Origin of the sequence: Mycobacterium sp. 3-98 (assembly GCF_035918355.1) — a bacterium.
Taxonomy (GTDB): domain Bacteria; phylum Actinomycetota; class Actinomycetes; order Mycobacteriales; family Mycobacteriaceae; genus Mycobacterium; species Mycobacterium intracellulare.
In genome coordinates this window covers 2,424,205-2,438,610 of sequence record NZ_CP142360.1, presented here as the reverse complement: position 1 = coordinate 2,438,610, position 14,406 = coordinate 2,424,205, and the positions used below count along the sequence as shown (strand labels likewise).

14 protein-coding genes are annotated in these 14,406 nt (G+C 71.5%); 4 read left to right on the top strand and 10 right to left on the bottom strand.

Annotation, left to right across the window (positions count from 1 at the left end):
- Positions 1-127 precede the first annotated feature (127 nt).
- On the bottom strand, positions 128-1,570 hold the full coding sequence (locus QGN30_RS12095) for a 16S rRNA m5C967 methyltransferase (RefSeq protein ID WP_042792047.1): 1,443 nt from the start codon (positions 1,568-1,570) through the stop codon (positions 128-130).
- Positions 1,567-2,505 (bottom strand): methionyl-tRNA formyltransferase, encoded by a 939-nt coding sequence (gene fmt, locus QGN30_RS12090; RefSeq protein ID WP_014382834.1) that lies wholly within the window; start codon positions 2,503-2,505, stop codon positions 1,567-1,569. The genes QGN30_RS12095 and fmt overlap by 4 nt, the downstream gene beginning before the upstream one ends.
- Positions 2,506-2,684: 179 nt before the next feature.
- Between fmt and QGN30_RS12085 the strand changes: the two genes are divergently transcribed.
- A complete protein-coding gene (locus tag QGN30_RS12085) occupies positions 2,685-3,512 on the top strand; it encodes a class I SAM-dependent methyltransferase (RefSeq protein WP_009956099.1) in 828 nt (275 codons plus the stop codon).
- Between the two features lie 18 nt (positions 3,513-3,530).
- Here QGN30_RS12085 and QGN30_RS12080 read toward each other — a convergent pair whose 3' ends face one another.
- From QGN30_RS12080 to QGN30_RS12070, 3 genes are all read right to left on the bottom strand, one after another.
- Complete coding sequence (locus QGN30_RS12080) at positions 3,531-4,016, bottom strand: MarR family winged helix-turn-helix transcriptional regulator (protein WP_008258186.1); 486 nt, start codon at positions 4,014-4,016, stop codon at positions 3,531-3,533.
- Between the two features lie 128 nt (positions 4,017-4,144).
- Positions 4,145-6,157, bottom strand: a complete 2,013-nt coding sequence (locus QGN30_RS12075) for a primosomal protein N' (RefSeq protein ID WP_198347133.1) — start codon at positions 6,155-6,157, stop codon at positions 4,145-4,147.
- Positions 6,158-6,236: 79 nt separating this feature from the next.
- Complete coding sequence (locus tag QGN30_RS12070; protein ID WP_038536698.1) at positions 6,237-7,007, bottom strand: lysoplasmalogenase; 771 nt, start codon at positions 7,005-7,007, stop codon at positions 6,237-6,239.
- Between QGN30_RS12070 and QGN30_RS12065 the strand changes: the two genes are divergently transcribed.
- From QGN30_RS12065 to QGN30_RS12055, 3 genes are read left to right on the top strand one after another with little or no spacing between them, the layout of a single operon-like run.
- Complete coding sequence (locus tag QGN30_RS12065; RefSeq protein WP_038536701.1) at positions 7,006-7,971, top strand: alpha/beta hydrolase; 966 nt, start codon at positions 7,006-7,008, stop codon at positions 7,969-7,971. The two genes, QGN30_RS12070 and QGN30_RS12065, sit on opposite strands and share 2 nt — an antisense overlap.
- 46 nt (positions 7,972-8,017) lie before the next feature.
- Positions 8,018-9,505, top strand: a complete 1,488-nt coding sequence (locus QGN30_RS12060; protein ID WP_038538704.1) for a flavin-containing monooxygenase — start codon at positions 8,018-8,020, stop codon at positions 9,503-9,505.
- A gap of 20 nt (positions 9,506-9,525) precedes the next feature.
- Positions 9,526-10,092, top strand: coding sequence for a pyridoxamine 5'-phosphate oxidase family protein (locus QGN30_RS12055; RefSeq protein WP_020822973.1), 567 nt, complete (start codon positions 9,526-9,528; stop codon positions 10,090-10,092).
- Between the two features lie 75 nt (positions 10,093-10,167).
- On the opposite strand, the gene metK is transcribed toward QGN30_RS12055, so the two are convergent.
- From metK to mihF, 5 genes are all read right to left on the bottom strand, one after another.
- The gene (gene metK, locus QGN30_RS12050) at positions 10,168-11,379 is read right to left on the bottom strand and encodes a methionine adenosyltransferase (protein WP_008258192.1); all 1,212 of its coding nucleotides are present in this window, start codon (positions 11,377-11,379) and stop codon (positions 10,168-10,170) included.
- A 94-nt stretch (positions 11,380-11,473) separates the two neighbouring features.
- Complete coding sequence (gene coaBC / locus QGN30_RS12045) at positions 11,474-12,736, bottom strand: bifunctional phosphopantothenoylcysteine decarboxylase/phosphopantothenate--cysteine ligase CoaBC (protein WP_008258194.1); 1,263 nt, start codon at positions 12,734-12,736, stop codon at positions 11,474-11,476.
- A 21-nt stretch (positions 12,737-12,757) separates the two neighbouring features.
- Entirely contained in the window at positions 12,758-13,084 is a 327-nt protein-coding gene (gene rpoZ, locus QGN30_RS12040) for a DNA-directed RNA polymerase subunit omega (protein WP_008258195.1), read from the bottom strand.
- Between the two features lie 73 nt (positions 13,085-13,157).
- Entirely contained in the window at positions 13,158-13,829 is a 672-nt protein-coding gene (gene gmk, locus QGN30_RS12035; RefSeq protein ID WP_085981088.1) for a guanylate kinase, read from the bottom strand.
- An 88-nt stretch (positions 13,830-13,917) separates the two neighbouring features.
- The gene (gene mihF, locus QGN30_RS12030) at positions 13,918-14,232 is read right to left on the bottom strand and encodes an integration host factor, actinobacterial type (protein ID WP_007171927.1); all 315 of its coding nucleotides are present in this window, start codon (positions 14,230-14,232) and stop codon (positions 13,918-13,920) included.
- Positions 14,233-14,406 lie beyond the last annotated feature (174 nt).

Below are 14,406 nucleotides of genomic sequence, written 5' to 3'. Positions count from 1 at the left end.
ACATCTGGCGGCGCTACCCCGCTTCGCGGCGCAGCGCGGCCGCGGCGGGGTTCGTCGTGTCGCGTCCCCGCTACCCCGCTTCGCGGCGCAGCGCGGCCGCGGCGGGGTTCGTCGTGTCGCGCCCCCGCTACCCCGCTTCGCGGCGCAGCGCCGCCGCGAACATCGCGTCGGTGCCGTGCCGGTGCGGCCACAGCTGAACGTAAGGCCCGTCGCCCAGGTGGTCGACGGGCTCGAACAACGGCCGGGTGTCCAGCGCGCTCACCGGATGGCGGCGCAGCGCGTCGGCGACCACCCCGACGGTTTCGGCCAGGTGCGGCGAACAGGTGGCATAGAGCACCACACCCCCGGGACGGGTCAGCGCGATCGCGGCGCCCAGCAACTCGCGCTGCAGCTTGGCCAGTGCCGGCACGTCGGACGGTTGACGGCGCCACCGGGCCTCGGGCCGGCGGCGCAGCGCCCCCAGCCCGGTGCAGGGCACGTCGACGAGCACCCGGTCGAACGCCGGCTCGAGGTCGGTGTGCCGGCCGTCGACCCGCAGCACGTCGACCGGCAGGCCGCGGGTGTTCTCGGTCACCAGGTCGGCGCGGCGCGGGGCCGGCTCCACCGCGGTGACGTGGGCCCCGGATCCCGTGCCCAGCGACGCCAGCAGCGCCGTCTTGCCGCCCGGCCCGGCGCACAGGTCGAGCCAGCGGCCGCCGTCGCGCTCGACCGGCGCCAGGGTCAGCGCGCGCGCCACCAGCTGGCTGCCCTCGTCCTGGACCAGCGCCGCACCGTCGCGCACCGGCGCCAGCCGCCCGGGATCGCCGCCCGGCAGGTACACCGCGTACGGCGAATACCGCCCGACGGTGCCGCCCACCGCGTCCGCCAGCTCGGCGGCGGTCAGCGCTCCGGCGCGCGCGGCCAGATGCACCTGGGGCCGTTCGTCGTCGCTGGCGAGCACCGCGTCGAGTTCACCCGCCGCCGCGCCCAGCGCGTCGGCGAAGGCCTGGGCGATCCATCGCGGATGGGCGTGCACGAACGCGGCGTGCCCGATCGGATCCCGCGCCGGGTCCGGCGCCAGCTCCGCGACCCAGGCTTGTTCGTCGCGCCCGGAGATGGTGCGCAGCACCCCGTTGACGAAACCCGCTCGCGCCGAATCGAATTCGATGCCCGCCTGTTCGACGGTGGTGGACACCGCGGCGTGCGCGTCGACCCGGGTGCGCAGCAACTGATACGCGCCCAGGCGCAGCAGGTCGAGCAGGACGGGGTCGATGGCTTGCGGGGTGCGCCCGGCGGCCGCGCCGATGACCGCGTCGAGCAGGCCACGGCTGCGGCACGCGCCGTACGTCAGCTCGGTGGCGAATGCGGCGTCGCGGCCGGTGATTCCGCGCTCGCGCAGCAGCGCGGGCAGCGCCAGGTTCGCGTACGCATCGCGCTCGCTGACCGCCCGTAGCACCTCGAACGCCGCTGCCCGGGCCGGGTCCAGCGGCCGGCGGGCGGGCCGCCGATCCCGCTGCGCAGGCCGGCGCTGCGGCCGGGCCGGCTGGCGGTCCGGCCGGTTGCGCTGGCGCCCGTCACGGCCGGCGCTCATGTCGCCCGCACCGCGGGGTCGAGCCGGGCGCCGCGCGCCCAGTCGACCGCGTTCATGAATTTCTTTCCGGGCGGCTGGATTTGACCCAGGCGAACCGGATCCGAACCGGTGCCGACCCAGACGCCTTTGCGATCGACGTGAATCGCGCCGGGCGGCAACGGTTCTGGCGAACCGGACGCGACGGCGGCGTCGACCGGCCCGAGTTTGACGCGCAGGTCGCCGATCACGGTCCACGCGCCGGGGTTGGGCGTGACGGCGCGAATGCGGCGTTCCACCACGAGCGCCGGCAGATCCCAGCGCACCCGGGCCTGCTCCACGGTGATCTTGGGGGCGACGCTGACCCCCTCGGCCGGCTGCGGCCGCGGCGTCAACGTCGAGTCGGCGATGCCGTCCAACGTGGTCGACAACAGCGCCGCGCCCGAAATGGCCAGTCGCTCAAGCAATTCCCCGGCGGTATCGGTCGGGCGGATCGTCTCGGTCACCACCCCGTAGATCGGGCCCGAGTCCAGGGTCGGCTCGATCTGGAACGTCGAGGCCCCCGTGATGGTGTCCCCCGCCGCGATGGCCGCCTGGACCGGCGCGGCGCCGCGCCAGGCGGGCAGCAGCGAGAAGTGCAGGTTGATCCAGCCCCGCGGGGGTACCGCCAGCAGGTCGTCGCGCAGCAGCGCGCCGTAGGCCACGACCGCGCAGCAGTCCGGCGCCAGCCGCGACAGCTCCGCGACGAATTCCGCCGAGTTGGGCCGCGGCGGCCGCAGCACCGGAATGCCCCGGTCGAGCGCCTCACGGGCCACCGGGGACGGCTCCGGCTTGCCGCGTCGCCCGGCGGCGGCGTCGGGCCGGGTCAGCACCGCGATCACGTCGTGGCGTGGCGAGTCGATGAGGCGGCGCAGTGCGGGCAGCGCGGGCTCGGGAGTACCGGCGAAGACAAGGCGCACCGGCCCAGTCTAGAAAGCGACGGAGGCCGGCCGGACCCACCCGAGGAGACCGGAATTGCGCGCGTACACTATTGCTTATAGCTACTATTTCTAGTAGTCATGATCCGAGCGGCGTGAGACCGCGCCGCGTGTCGACATCGACGTCGAAGACAACCTTTCCGTTCCCCCAAGGAGGTCTGATGACCGTCGACTCCACCATCAGCGACGCCCGAGTCGCCGCCACACACCGCACGGTTTGGGCACTGGGCGACTACGCCCTGATGGCCGAGGAAGTGATGGCCCCGCTGGGCCCCGCCCTCGTCGAGGCCACCGGCATCGGGCCCGGCGTCCGAGTCCTCGACGTCGCCGCCGGCTCGGGCAACATCTCGCTGCCGGCCGCCGCCGCCGGGGCGGCCGTCGTCTCCACCGACCTCACCCCCGAGCTGCTCCTGCGCTCGCGGGACCGGGCCGCGGCGCAGGGCCTGACGATCGACTACCGGGAGGCCAACGCGCACGCGCTGCCGTTCGGCGACGGCGAATTCGACGTCGTCATGTCGGCGATCGGCGTGCAGTTCGCGCCCGACCAGCAACGCGCCGCCGGCGAGCTCGTCCGGGTCTGCCGGCCCGGCGGCACGATCGGCGTGATCAGCTGGACCCCGGAGGGCTTCTTCGGGCGGATGCTGGCCACCATCCGGCCCTATCGCCCGAGCCTGTCGCACCCCGTGCCGCCGGCGGCGCTGTGGGGACGGCCCGGCTACGTCACGGCGCTGCTGGGCGACCGCGTCGGCGAAATCACCACGGCGCGTGGGATGTTGGCGGTGGACCGGTTCGCCAGCGCGGAGGACGTGCACGCCTACTTCAAGCGGCACTACGGCCCGACGATCGAGGCCTACGCGAACATCGGCCACAACCGGGTGCTGGCCGCCGAGCTCGACGCCCAACTCGTCGAGCTCGCGCAGCAATACCTCGTCGACGGCACCATGGGGTGGGAGTACCTGCTGCTCACCGCCACCAAGCGGACCGACTAGGCGGGGTAGACCCGGCGGCTACAGGCCGATATCGGCGTCCAGGTGCACGTCGGGCTCGCCACCGGCCGCGGTGAACGCGGTCAGCGCCCGCACCAGCCCGTGGCGCTCGGGCGGCGGCATCTTCGCGACGATGGCCGCGATCTCGGTGCGCCGGTGCGCGGTGACCTGGTGGACGACGTCGCGTCCGCGCGTGGTCAGCGCGGCGAGCAGCTCACGGCGCGAGGTCGGGTGCGGCAGGCGGTCGATCAGTCCGGCGGCGACCAGCCGGTCCACCATCCGGCCGGTGGCCGACGGCTGCACGCCCAACAGACCCGCCAGGGTGGCCAGATTGACCGGGCCGCGGTTGGACAGGATCACCAGCGTCCGGAACTGCGCGATGGTGATGGTCTCGTCGACCTGCCCGACCGAACGGGCCGAGATCGCCATCAGCAAACGGGAGGCCGTCAGCAAAGCGTCGGTGATGACATCCAACGACTCGTCAACGGTCGCGTTGTCCGCTGTCATATCGCCCCTCCCCGGATTGTTTCCGGCCTCTCGGCGGCTAAGGAATAGAAAGTGTAGCAACCTTCGAATGTCGTAAACAGGAAATATTGCATGCACATACTGTCGCCCAGGGTAACGGTTTGTGACCGCTAGCCGATGTGCAGCGGATCGATCTGGACCCGGGCGGGCTCATGGGTTTGCCGGGCGCTGAGCACACCGACGCCGCGGCGCAGCGCGGCCGCCAGCGCCAGGCCCTGCCGGCGGGGCACGCGCACCAGCATTCTCGTCACCGCCACGCCCGCCGGGGTCCCGGCGGGGCGGCGCACGCCGGCCGGCAGGTCCACCGGCCCGAGCAGGTCGGCTTCCAGTTCGGCGAGCCGGACCTCGCCGAGCAGCGCGGTCACCGCGTCGGGCGTTCCGTCGATGGCCGCCATGTGCACGCTCGGCGGCAGGCCCACCTCGGCGCGGGCGGTCAGTTCCGCTTCCGCGTGCCCCACCGGATCCCAGCGGATCAGCGATTGCACTGTGGGAAGCGATGATTCGGCGATCACCAGCACCACGCCGCCGTCGCCGCGAGCACGCACCAGCGCGGCGGCGCTCATCCAGCGCCACAACGCGTCCTCGGCGGCGCGCAGATCCTGCCGGCCCAGCAGCGCCCACGTGTCCAACAGCAGCGCCGCCCCGTAACCACCGGACGCGCGCGGTTCGGCCCCCGGGGTGGCGACCACCAGGGCCGGTCCGGGCGCGACCTCGGGCACGACGCCATCGCCCGACGAGGTGATCACGGCCGTGCCCGGAAACGCGCGGCCGAGCTCTTCGGCGGTGCGGCGGGCCCCGACGACCACGGCGCGCACCGCGTCCGAACCGCAGCGCGCGCACCGGCGCGTCGGGTCGATCCGCCCGCACCAGCGGCACACCAGCGCGGCGCCCCCCTCCTGCAGCGACAGCGGCCCGGTGCAGTGCCGGCACCGGGCGATGGTGCGGCAGCGCGCACACGCCAGCGACGGGACGTATCCGCGCCGCGGCACCTGCACCAGTACCGGAGTCCCGGCCTGCAACGCCGAGCGGGCCGCGCGCAGCGCGATCGAGGGAATGCGCGCCGTGCGGGCCGCCGGGTCGCGCTCGTCGGCGTAGCCGGTGTCGTCGAGCGCGCTCACCCTCGGGGTGCGGGCGCGCACCACGGGCCGCCCCGCGACGATGTCGTGCGCCCATCCGCTGCGCACCAGCGCGTGGGCCTCCGCGGTGCGCGCGTAGCCGCCGATCAGGGCCGCGCACCGGGCCTGGTGCGCGCGCAGCATCGCCACCTCGCGGGCGTGCGGATACGGGGCCCGCGGCTCGGCCAGGCTGTCGTCGGCGTCGGCCCACACCATGACCAGGCCCAGGTCGCTCAGCGGCGCGAACACCGCGCTGCGGGTGCCGATCACCAGCCGCGCGGTGCCCCGCAGCGCCGCCAGCCAGCGGCGATACCGGGCCGCGGGGCCCAGGCCCGCCGACAGGGCGACCACGCTGCCCTCGTCGATCCGTGTCGTCGCCGCCCGCCACAGGGCGTCCAGGTCGCGCTGGTCGGGAACGATCGCCAGCGCGGACCGGCCGGCCCGCACCGTTTGCGCGGCGGCCTCGGCGAATCGGTCGGTCCACGGCTCGCCCGGCAGCGCCTGCCAGACGGCCCGGGCGGCCCGCGACTCGGCCAGCGCGGCCAGGAATTGAGCGCCCCGCCCGTAGCCGTCCCAGCCCGCGGGGTCGACGGGGTCCGGGATCGCCGGGCCCGGCGGGTCCCGGCTCACGGCGGGCTCCCGCTCCACCCTGGCGTGGCGGGCCGGCACGGCCAGCCGCAAGACGTCGGGACGGGTGCCCGCGTAGCGCGCGGCCACGGCGTCGACCAGCCGGCGGATCTCGGGGGTGAGCACCGGTTCGGCCGACACGACGCGGTCCAGCCAGCCCAGCTTGCCCGGGTGGTCGGTGTCGGCGCGGCGCTCCAGCACGAACCCGTCGACCAGCCGGCCATGGAAACGCACCCGGACCCGCACCCCGGGCTGGGCATCGTCGGACTGCTCGGCCGACACCAGATAGTCGAACTCGCGGTCCAGGTGCGGCACGGACAGCATCGGCAGCACGCGGGCGATGGGTTCCACTTCGACCGGCGTGCGCGCGCTGGGGCTCACGGCGCCCTCGGGCCGCGAATCATGGTGCTATCCAATGCCTTACCGTCCGGCCCGCAGCGTACCGGCGACCACCGACAGATCAGCCTTCGGCGGGCGGCGCGGCGTCCCCGCCGTCCTGGCCGGGAAGCTCGCGGCCGAAGAAGAATCCCGCCGTGATCAGGATCTGGGCCGCCGCGTAGGACCACCAGATCGGCACGGCGAGCGCCTCGTTGCCCAGGATGAAGCGGCTGATCGCGATCATCGAATCCGAGGCCGCGAAACACACCGCCCCCACCGCCGTCCAGATCGTCGGCATTTTCGCCAGCAGCGCCGTGCACACCATCGCGGTCAGCACCACGATGTAGACCGTCACCGGCAACGTCAGCTTGTCCGGGCCCAGGTGCGGCCAAAACCACACCATCAGCGCGATCGACACCAGGCACATCAGGACCACCGCGGCGATCCGGAGCGCCGCGGGCCGCTCGGCTTGCGACGACCACGACAGCGGGGGAACCAGCGGCAGCAGGGCACCGATGAAACACATGTGCGCCAACAGGAATGCCGCCAGGCCGATCTCGAAGGACAGCGTCCACCACGGGATCGCGAGCACCCAGTCGCCCAGGGCCGACAACAGCAGGGCCGGCATCAGCCACCGCCGCTCCCGTACGCATCCGTGCCCGGCGGCGGCGAGCATCAGCAGGATCGCCATCGAGGCCTTGAACGCCGGCTGCAGCACCCAGTGCCCGGTCAGCTCCATTCCGGGCGGCGAGCGCAGCGCCAGCACGGTCAGGTAGATGCCGTAGCCCAGGGCCACCCAGCCGGCCACCACCCAGGCGCCGGCCACCAGACGAGGTGCGTACGGTACGTCCATGCCCAGCTTGGATAACACAGCCGACGAGAAACCCGCGATCGACCCCATCCTGCAGAAGGTACTGGACGCGGTTCCCTTCCGGCTATCCACCGAGGACGGCATCGACGCGGCGCGCCAGCGGTTCCGCGACCTGCCGCGCAGGCCGCTGCATCCCGAGCTGCGGGTCGAGGACCGCACGATTGCCGGCCCCGCCGGGCCGGTCGCGATCCGGATCTATTGGCCGCCAAGCCATTCCGACGGTCAAACCGGGGCGCCCGTCGTGTTGTTCTTCCATGGCGGCGGCTTCGTGATCGGCGACCTCGACACCCACGACGGCACGGCGCGCCAGCATGCGGTCGGCGCCGACGCGATCGTGGTGTCGGTCGACTACCGGCTCGCGCCCGAGCACCCCTACCCCGGCGCGGTCGAAGACGCGTGGGCGGCAACGCTTTGGGTCACCGGGCACGCCGCCGACCTGCACGGCGACCCGGGCCGGATGGCCGTCGCCGGGGATTCGGCCGGCGGCACGATCGCCGCCGCGGTCGCGCAGCGGGCACGCGATCACGGCGGACCGGCCCTGAAATTCCAGTTGTTGTGGTACCCGTCGACCATGTGGGACGCCACGCTGCCGTCCTTCGCCGAGAACGCCACCGCGCCGATCCTCGATGTCAAGGCCGTCGCCGAGTTCTCCCGTTGGTACGCGGGCGAAGTCGACCTGTCCGACCCGCCGTCGGACATGGCGCCGGGGCGCGCGAAGGACCTGAGCAACCTGGCGCCGGCCTACATCGGCGTCGCCGGCTATGACCCGCTGCGCGACGACGGCATCCGGTACGGCGAACTGCTGGCGGCTGCCGGGGTCGCCGCCGAGGTGCACAACGCCGAGACGCTGGTGCACGGCTACCTGGGCTACGCCGGTGTGGTGCCCGCGGCCACCGCGGCGCTCGAGCGCGGCCTGGCGGCGCTGCGAACCGCCCTGCGGGGCTGAGCCCGGGGCGTACGGTGAGTTCATGACGGAGCGCACCTTCGCCCGGATGGACGGGGAAACCCCCGATTACCACACGCTGATCATCGGTGCCGGATTCTCCGGCATTGGCGCCGCCATCAACCTCGATAAGGCGGGGCTACCCGATTATCTGGTGCTCGAGGCCGGCGACGGGGTCGGCGGCACCTGGCACTGGAACACCTATCCCGGTATCGCGGTGGACATTCCGTCGTTCTCCTACCAGTTCTCCTTCGAGCAGAGCCGGCACTGGTCGCGCACCTACGCGCCGGGCCGCGAACTCAAGGCCTACGCCGAACACTGCGCCGACAAGTACGGCGTCCGCTCGCGGATCCGGTTCAACACCAAGGTGCAGGCGGCCGACTTCGACGACGAGCGCGGGCTGTGGCGGGTGCAGACCGACCCCGGCGGCGAAGTCACGGCGAGGTTTTTGATCAGCGCCTGCGGCGTGCTGACGGTGCCGAACCTGCCCGACATCGACGGCGTGGACTCGTTCGCCGGCGTCACGATGCACACCGCGCGGTGGGATCACGGCCAGGATTTGCGCGGCAAGCGCGTCGCGGTGATCGGCACCGGCGCGTCGGCCGTGCAGGTGATCCCCGAGATCGCGCCAATTGTCTCGTCGCTCACCGTGTTTCAGCGCACCCCGATCTGGTGTTTCCCGAAGCTGGACGTCCCGCTGCCCGCGCCGGCGCGCTGGGCGATGCGCATCCCGGGCGGCAAGGCGCTGCAGCGGCTGCTCAGCCAGGCGTACGTGGAACTGACCTTCCCGATCTCGGCGCACTACTTCACGGTGATCCCGCTGGCCAAGAGGATGGCCGCGTTGGGACGCGCCTATCTGCGGCGGCAGGTCCGCGACCCGGTGGTGCGCGAGCAACTCACCCCGCGCTACGCCGTCGGCTGCAAGCGCCCCGGCTTCCACAACGGCTACCTGGCCACGTTCAACCGCGACAACGTGCGCCTGGTCACCGAACCGATCGACAAGATCACACCCGACGCGGTGGCGACCACCGACGGCGAAACCCACGAGATCGACGTGCTCATCCTGGCGACCGGCTTCAAGGTGATGGACCCCGACAGCGTCCCCACGTTCGCGGTCACCGGCAGCGGCGGTCGCTCGCTGAGCCGGTTCTGGGACGAGCACCGCTTGCAGGCCTACGAGGGCGTCACCGTTCCGGGCTTCCCCAACCTGTTCACGGTGTTCGGCCCGTACGGTTACGTCGGCTCTTCGTATTTCGCGCTCATCGAGGCGCAGACCCATCACATCGTGCGGTGCCTCAAGCGGGCGGAGCGCCTGGGCGCGACCCGCGTCGAGGTGAGCGAGGAAGCCAACGACCGCTACTTCGCCGAGATGATGCGCCGGCGGCACCGGCAGATCTTCTGGCAGGACAGTTGCGGGTTGGCCAACAGCTATTACTTCGACAAGAACGGCGACGTGCCGCTGCGGCCGGGCACCACCCCGGAGGTGTACTGGCGCAGCCGGCGATTCGATCTGGACGACTACCGCTTCACCGGCTAGCTAGCGGTTACGCTGCACGGGTGGCGAAGGAATTTGACTGCATCGACGAGTCGCTGCGCGACTTCATCCGCGAACAGGCCGTGTTCTTCGTCGCCACCGCGCCCTCCGAGGGTGGCCGAATCAACATGTCCCCCAAGGGATATTGCGACACGTTCGCGGTGCTCGACGAGCGCACCGTGGCCTACCTGGACCTGTTCGGCAGCGGCGTGGAGACCATCGCCCATCTGCGCGACAACGGCCGCATCACTGTCATGTTCTGCTCGTTCACCCGCAACTCGCGGATCCTGCGGCTGTTCGGAACCGGGCGGGTGATCCGGCCCGACGACGCCGAATTCGCCGATCTCATCACGCATTTCGGTGACCGGCATGCGGGGATCCGCGCCATCATCGTGGTCGATGTGGAGCGGATCGCCGACGCGTGCGGATTCGCGGTGCCCTACTACGAGCTGGTCGACGAGCGACCGGTCCTCGACGCGTATCACCACAAGGCGCCCGACGAGGCCTACACCCGGCTGATCAACCGCAACCGGCGCAGCATCGACGGGCTGCCCGCGCTCGATTCCGACCACCCGGGTCCACCGCGGTGACCCGTCGAACGTGACACTGTGGTCACGCTCGGCGCCGAACGTGACTGCGACGTCACGTTCGAGGCGGCGGGCACTCTAGATGGCGCGCTTGAGGTCGTCGACCTTGTTCAGCTGCTCCCAGGGCAGTTCGACGTCGGTGCGGCCGAAGTGCCCGTAGGCGGCGGTCTGCGCGTAGATCGGGCGCAGCAGGTCCAGGTCGCGGATGATCGCGCCGGGACGCAGGTCGAACACCTCCGGGACGATCTTCTCGATCTTGACCGGGTCGACGGTCGCGGTCCCGAAGGTCTCGATGAACAGCCCGACCGGCGCCGCCTTGCCGATGGCGTAGGCCACCTGCACCTCGACCCGCTCCGCGAGCCCGGCGGCGACGATGTTCTTGGCCACCCAGCGCATCGCGTACGCCGCCGAGCGGTCCACCTTGGACGGGTCCTTGCCGGAGAACGCCCCGCCGCCGTGCCGCGCCCAGCCGCCGTAGGTGTCGACGATGATCTTGCGGCCGGTCAGCCCGGCGTCGCCCATCGGGCCGCCGACGACGAACTTGCCGGTCGGGTTGACCAGCAGCCGCGTCGAGGAGGTGTCCAGCGTGTCGTGCGCCAGGTCGTTGAGCACGGTGTTGAGCACCTTTTCCCGGATGTCGGGGGTCAGGGTGTTCTCCAGGTCGATGTCGGCCGCGTGCTGGGTGGAGATGACCACGGTGTCCAGCCGGACCGGGACGTCGTCCTCGAATTCGATGGTGACCTGCGTCTTGCCGTCGGGGCGCAGGTAGGGCAGCACGCCGTTCTTGCGGACCTCGGTCAGCCGGCGCGACAGGCGGTGGGCCAGCGCGATGGGCAGCGGCATCCGCTCGGGGGTGTCGTTGATCGCGTAGCCGAACATCAGGCCCTGGTCGCCGGCGCCCTGCGCGTCAAGCGGGTCGGCGGCTCCCTCGACGCGGGTCTCGTGGGCGGTGTCGACGCCCTGGGCGATGTCGGGCGACTGCGCGCCGATGCCGATGTTGACCCCGCAGGACGCCCCGTCGAAGCCCTTGTCCGACGAGTCGTAGCCGATGTCGAGGATGCGCTCGCGGACCGTGTTGGTGATGTCGGCGAAGGCCTCCTTGGCCGTCGTCGTCACCTCGCCGACCACGTGCACCTGCCCGGTGGTCACCAGGGTCTCAACCGCGACGCGTGAGCGGGGGTCCTGCGCCAGCAGGGCGTCGAGGACCGAGTCGCTGATCGCGTCACAGATCTTGTCGGGATGTCCCTCAGTCACCGACTCACTGGTAAACAGGCGACCCTTTTCGCTCATGCCAATCCTTCCAAATAGTTAGTCAACCGAATTATATCGGCCCGCATCAGCCCGGCCGGCACCCCGTCCCGGTGCCGGGAAGAACTCGACCGCTTTACCCGCTGTCCCCGTGCAGGAACGCGGCGATCGCATCCACGATACGACTGGCCATCAATGTCTTGGAGCCGTGCTGCAGTGCGGACTCGGTGCCGTCGGAGGCCAGCAGCCAGCCGTCGTTGCTGTCCACCTCGAACGCGCGGCCCTCGCCGACGGCGTTGACCACCAGCAGATCGCAGCCCTTGCGCTGCAGCTTGGCCCGGGCGTGAAACAGCACGTCGCCGCTGGCGTCGCCGGTCTCGGCGGCAAAGCCGACGATGGCCCGCATGTTGGGCAACTGCCCGTGGGCGCGGGCCCGCACCGCCCCGGCGAGGACGTCGTCGTTGCGCACCAGCTCGATCGTCGGGGGCGCCGTCTCGTTCGAGGCGCTCTTTTTGATCTTGGCGGCGGCAACGTGCGCGGGCCGGAAGTCGGCGACCGCGGCGGCCATCACCAGCACGTCGGCCTCCGGGGCGCGCTTGGACACCGCGTCGCCCAGCTGGGCCGCGGAGCTGACGTGGACGACCTCGACACCGGCGGGATCGATCAGCCCGGCGGTGTGCCCGGCGATCAGGGTGACCTCGGCGCCGCGCTGGGCCGCCACCCGCGCCACGGCATAGCCCTGCTTGCCGGAGCTGCGGTTGCCGATGAAGCGCACGGGGTCGACCGGTTCGCGGGTGCCGCCGGCGGTGACCAGCATCTTGCAGCCGGCGAGGTCGTAGGGCAGCGCGTCGTGGCGTTCCAGCAGCAGGTGGGCCAGGGTGGTGATCTCCTCGGCTTCGGGCAGCCGGCCCGACCCGCTGTCGGTCCCGGTGAGGCGCCCGGCGGCGGGCTCGAGCACCACCGCGCCCCGCCGGCGCAACGTGGCCACGTTGTCGACGGTGGCCGGGTGCAACCACATCTCGGTGTGCATGGCCGGCGCGAACAGCACCGGGCACCGGGCGGTGAGCAGCGTGGCGGTCAGCAGGTCGTCGGCGCGGCCGTGCACCGCGCGCGCCAGCAGATCCGCCGTGGCCGGGGCCACCACGACCAGGTCGGCCTGTTTGCCGAGCTGGACGTGCGGGACCTCGGGAACGTCGTTGAAGACGCCGGTGTGCACCGGCTGGCCGGAGAGCGCCTCAAAGGTGGCCGCGCCGACGAAACGCAGCGCGGACTCGGTCGGGATGACCCGGACGGAATGGCCGGCCTCGGACAGCTGGCGGACGACGGTGCACGCCTTGTAGGCGGCGATGCCGCCGGAGACACCGACTACGACTCGTTTGGGGATCCGCGTGCGGTCCACAGCGCGCCCGGCCCGGCCCTGTTACTCGCCCTCGGTGTGCTCGAGCAGGTCGCCGTGGATCTCGCGGAGCGCGATCGAGAGCGGCTTCTCCTGCAGCCCCGGCTCGACCAGCGGCCCCACGTACTCGAGGATGCCCTCGCCGAGCTGGTTGTAGTAATCGTTGATCTGACGGGCCCGCTTGGCCGCGTAGATGACCAGGGCGTACTTGCTCGAGACCCGGTCCAGCAGCTCGTCGATGGGCGGGTTGGTGATGCCCAGCGGGGTGTCGTAGGCGCCCGGCGCCCCGGCGGACAGGTCGAACCGGTCGGGGACGGCGGCCAGCGCGGCGTCGGACTGCGGAATAGTCACTGAGGTCAATCTCCTCTACGTTCGAAGGCGGGCCAGGGCCCAAAACGGCTGATCGCCGGCGAAAAGTCGGTGCTCAATCTTGATTGGATGTGGTCTGGCTTTCGGTCTGGCCAGCCGGGTCGTGCCGGTCCGGGGCAGTTCCCACCAGCAAGGATACCAATTCGGCGCACGCAGACTCCAATCGACGGTTGACGACCACCCGGTCGAAGTCGTCACGGGCCGCCATTTCGATGCGGGCCGTCTCAAGGCGCCGCCGCATGACCTCCGGGGTCTCGGTGCCGCGGCCGACGAGCCTGGCCTCCAAGTCCTCCCAGCTGGGCGGCGCCAAAAACACCGTCAGGGCCTCGGGCATCGCCCTCTTCACGGCCTTGGCCCCGGCCAGGTCCACCTCGATCAAAACCGGGAATCCGCGGGCCGTGGCGTCGCGAACCGGCTCGGCCAGGGTGCCCGAGCGGTGCAGGCCCGCGTGAATTTCGGCCCACTCCAGCAGGGCGCCCTCGTCGATGAGCTGCTGGAAGCGGGCGGGGCTGACGAAGTGGTAGTCGACGCCGTCGACCTCGCCGGGCCGGGGCGCCCGCGTGGTGGCCGAGACGCTGAAATGCAGGTCCGGGACCCGCTCGCGCAGGCATCGGACCACGGTCGACTTGCCGACCGCGGAGGGACCGGACAGCACGACCACACGCCCCGCACGCGATGGTTCGGGACGTGCCCCGTGCTGGATGTCCGGTCCCCCGCCGCCGTTCATCGGCGCTCCCGGGCGGGTGCGCCCACGGCTCGGGTCGGTTTGCCCGCCTTCTCCTCAGGCCGTTCGGCCTGCATCGTCGGCGGCCGGGTTAGGAGCCGAACTTTTCCAGCAGGGCCTTGCGCTGACGGTCGCCGAGGCCGCGCAGGCGGCGGGTGGGGGCGATCTCCAGCTCAGTCATGATTTCCTGCGCCTTGACCTTGCCCACCTTGGGCAACGCCTCGAGAAGCGCCGAAACCTTCATCTTGCCCAGGACTTCGTCGGTCTCGGCGTCCTTGAGCACCTGGGTGAGGTTGGTGCCGCCACGCTTCAGCCGGTCCTTGAGCTCTGCTCGTGCACGACGTGCGGCAGCCGCCTTCTCCAACGCGGCCGCGCGCTGCTCGTCGGTCAACTGGGGAAGGGCCACGATTCCTCCGTATCTGATCAATCAATTTCAATCGATCTCATTTTGTCTCGCCGGTTCTTCTGCCAGCGGAGACGACCGTACTCAGGCCTCCTGACGAAATCTAACCCGCCCCCCTGCTTAACGGGGCAAACTCCCAGCATGCAACGGCGCGTGTCCCCCCAAAGCGGCCCGCCG

Excerpts from the sequence above, each read along its gene's own strand:
- QGN30_RS12095 (WP_042792047.1), bottom strand. The coding sequence starts at position 1,570 with ATGAGCGCCGGCCGTGACGGGCGCCAGCGCAACCGGCCGGACCGCCAG.
- QGN30_RS12085 (WP_009956099.1), top strand. The coding sequence starts at position 2,685 with ATGACCGTCGACTCCACCATCAGCGACGCCCGAGTCGCCGCCACACAC.
- QGN30_RS12080 (WP_008258186.1), bottom strand. The coding sequence starts at position 4,016 with ATGACAGCGGACAACGCGACCGTTGACGAGTCGTTGGATGTCATCACC.
- QGN30_RS12065 (WP_038536701.1), top strand. The coding sequence starts at position 7,006 with ATGCCCAGCTTGGATAACACAGCCGACGAGAAACCCGCGATCGACCCC.
- QGN30_RS12070 (WP_038536698.1), bottom strand. The coding sequence starts at position 7,007 with ATGGACGTACCGTACGCACCTCGTCTGGTGGCCGGCGCCTGGGTGGTG.
- QGN30_RS12060 (WP_038538704.1), top strand. The coding sequence starts at position 8,018 with ATGGACGGGGAAACCCCCGATTACCACACGCTGATCATCGGTGCCGGA.
- metK (WP_008258192.1), bottom strand. The coding sequence starts at position 11,379 with ATGAGCGAAAAGGGTCGCCTGTTTACCAGTGAGTCGGTGACTGAGGGA.
- gmk (WP_085981088.1), bottom strand. The coding sequence starts at position 13,829 with ATGAACGGCGGCGGGGGACCGGACATCCAGCACGGGGCACGTCCCGAA.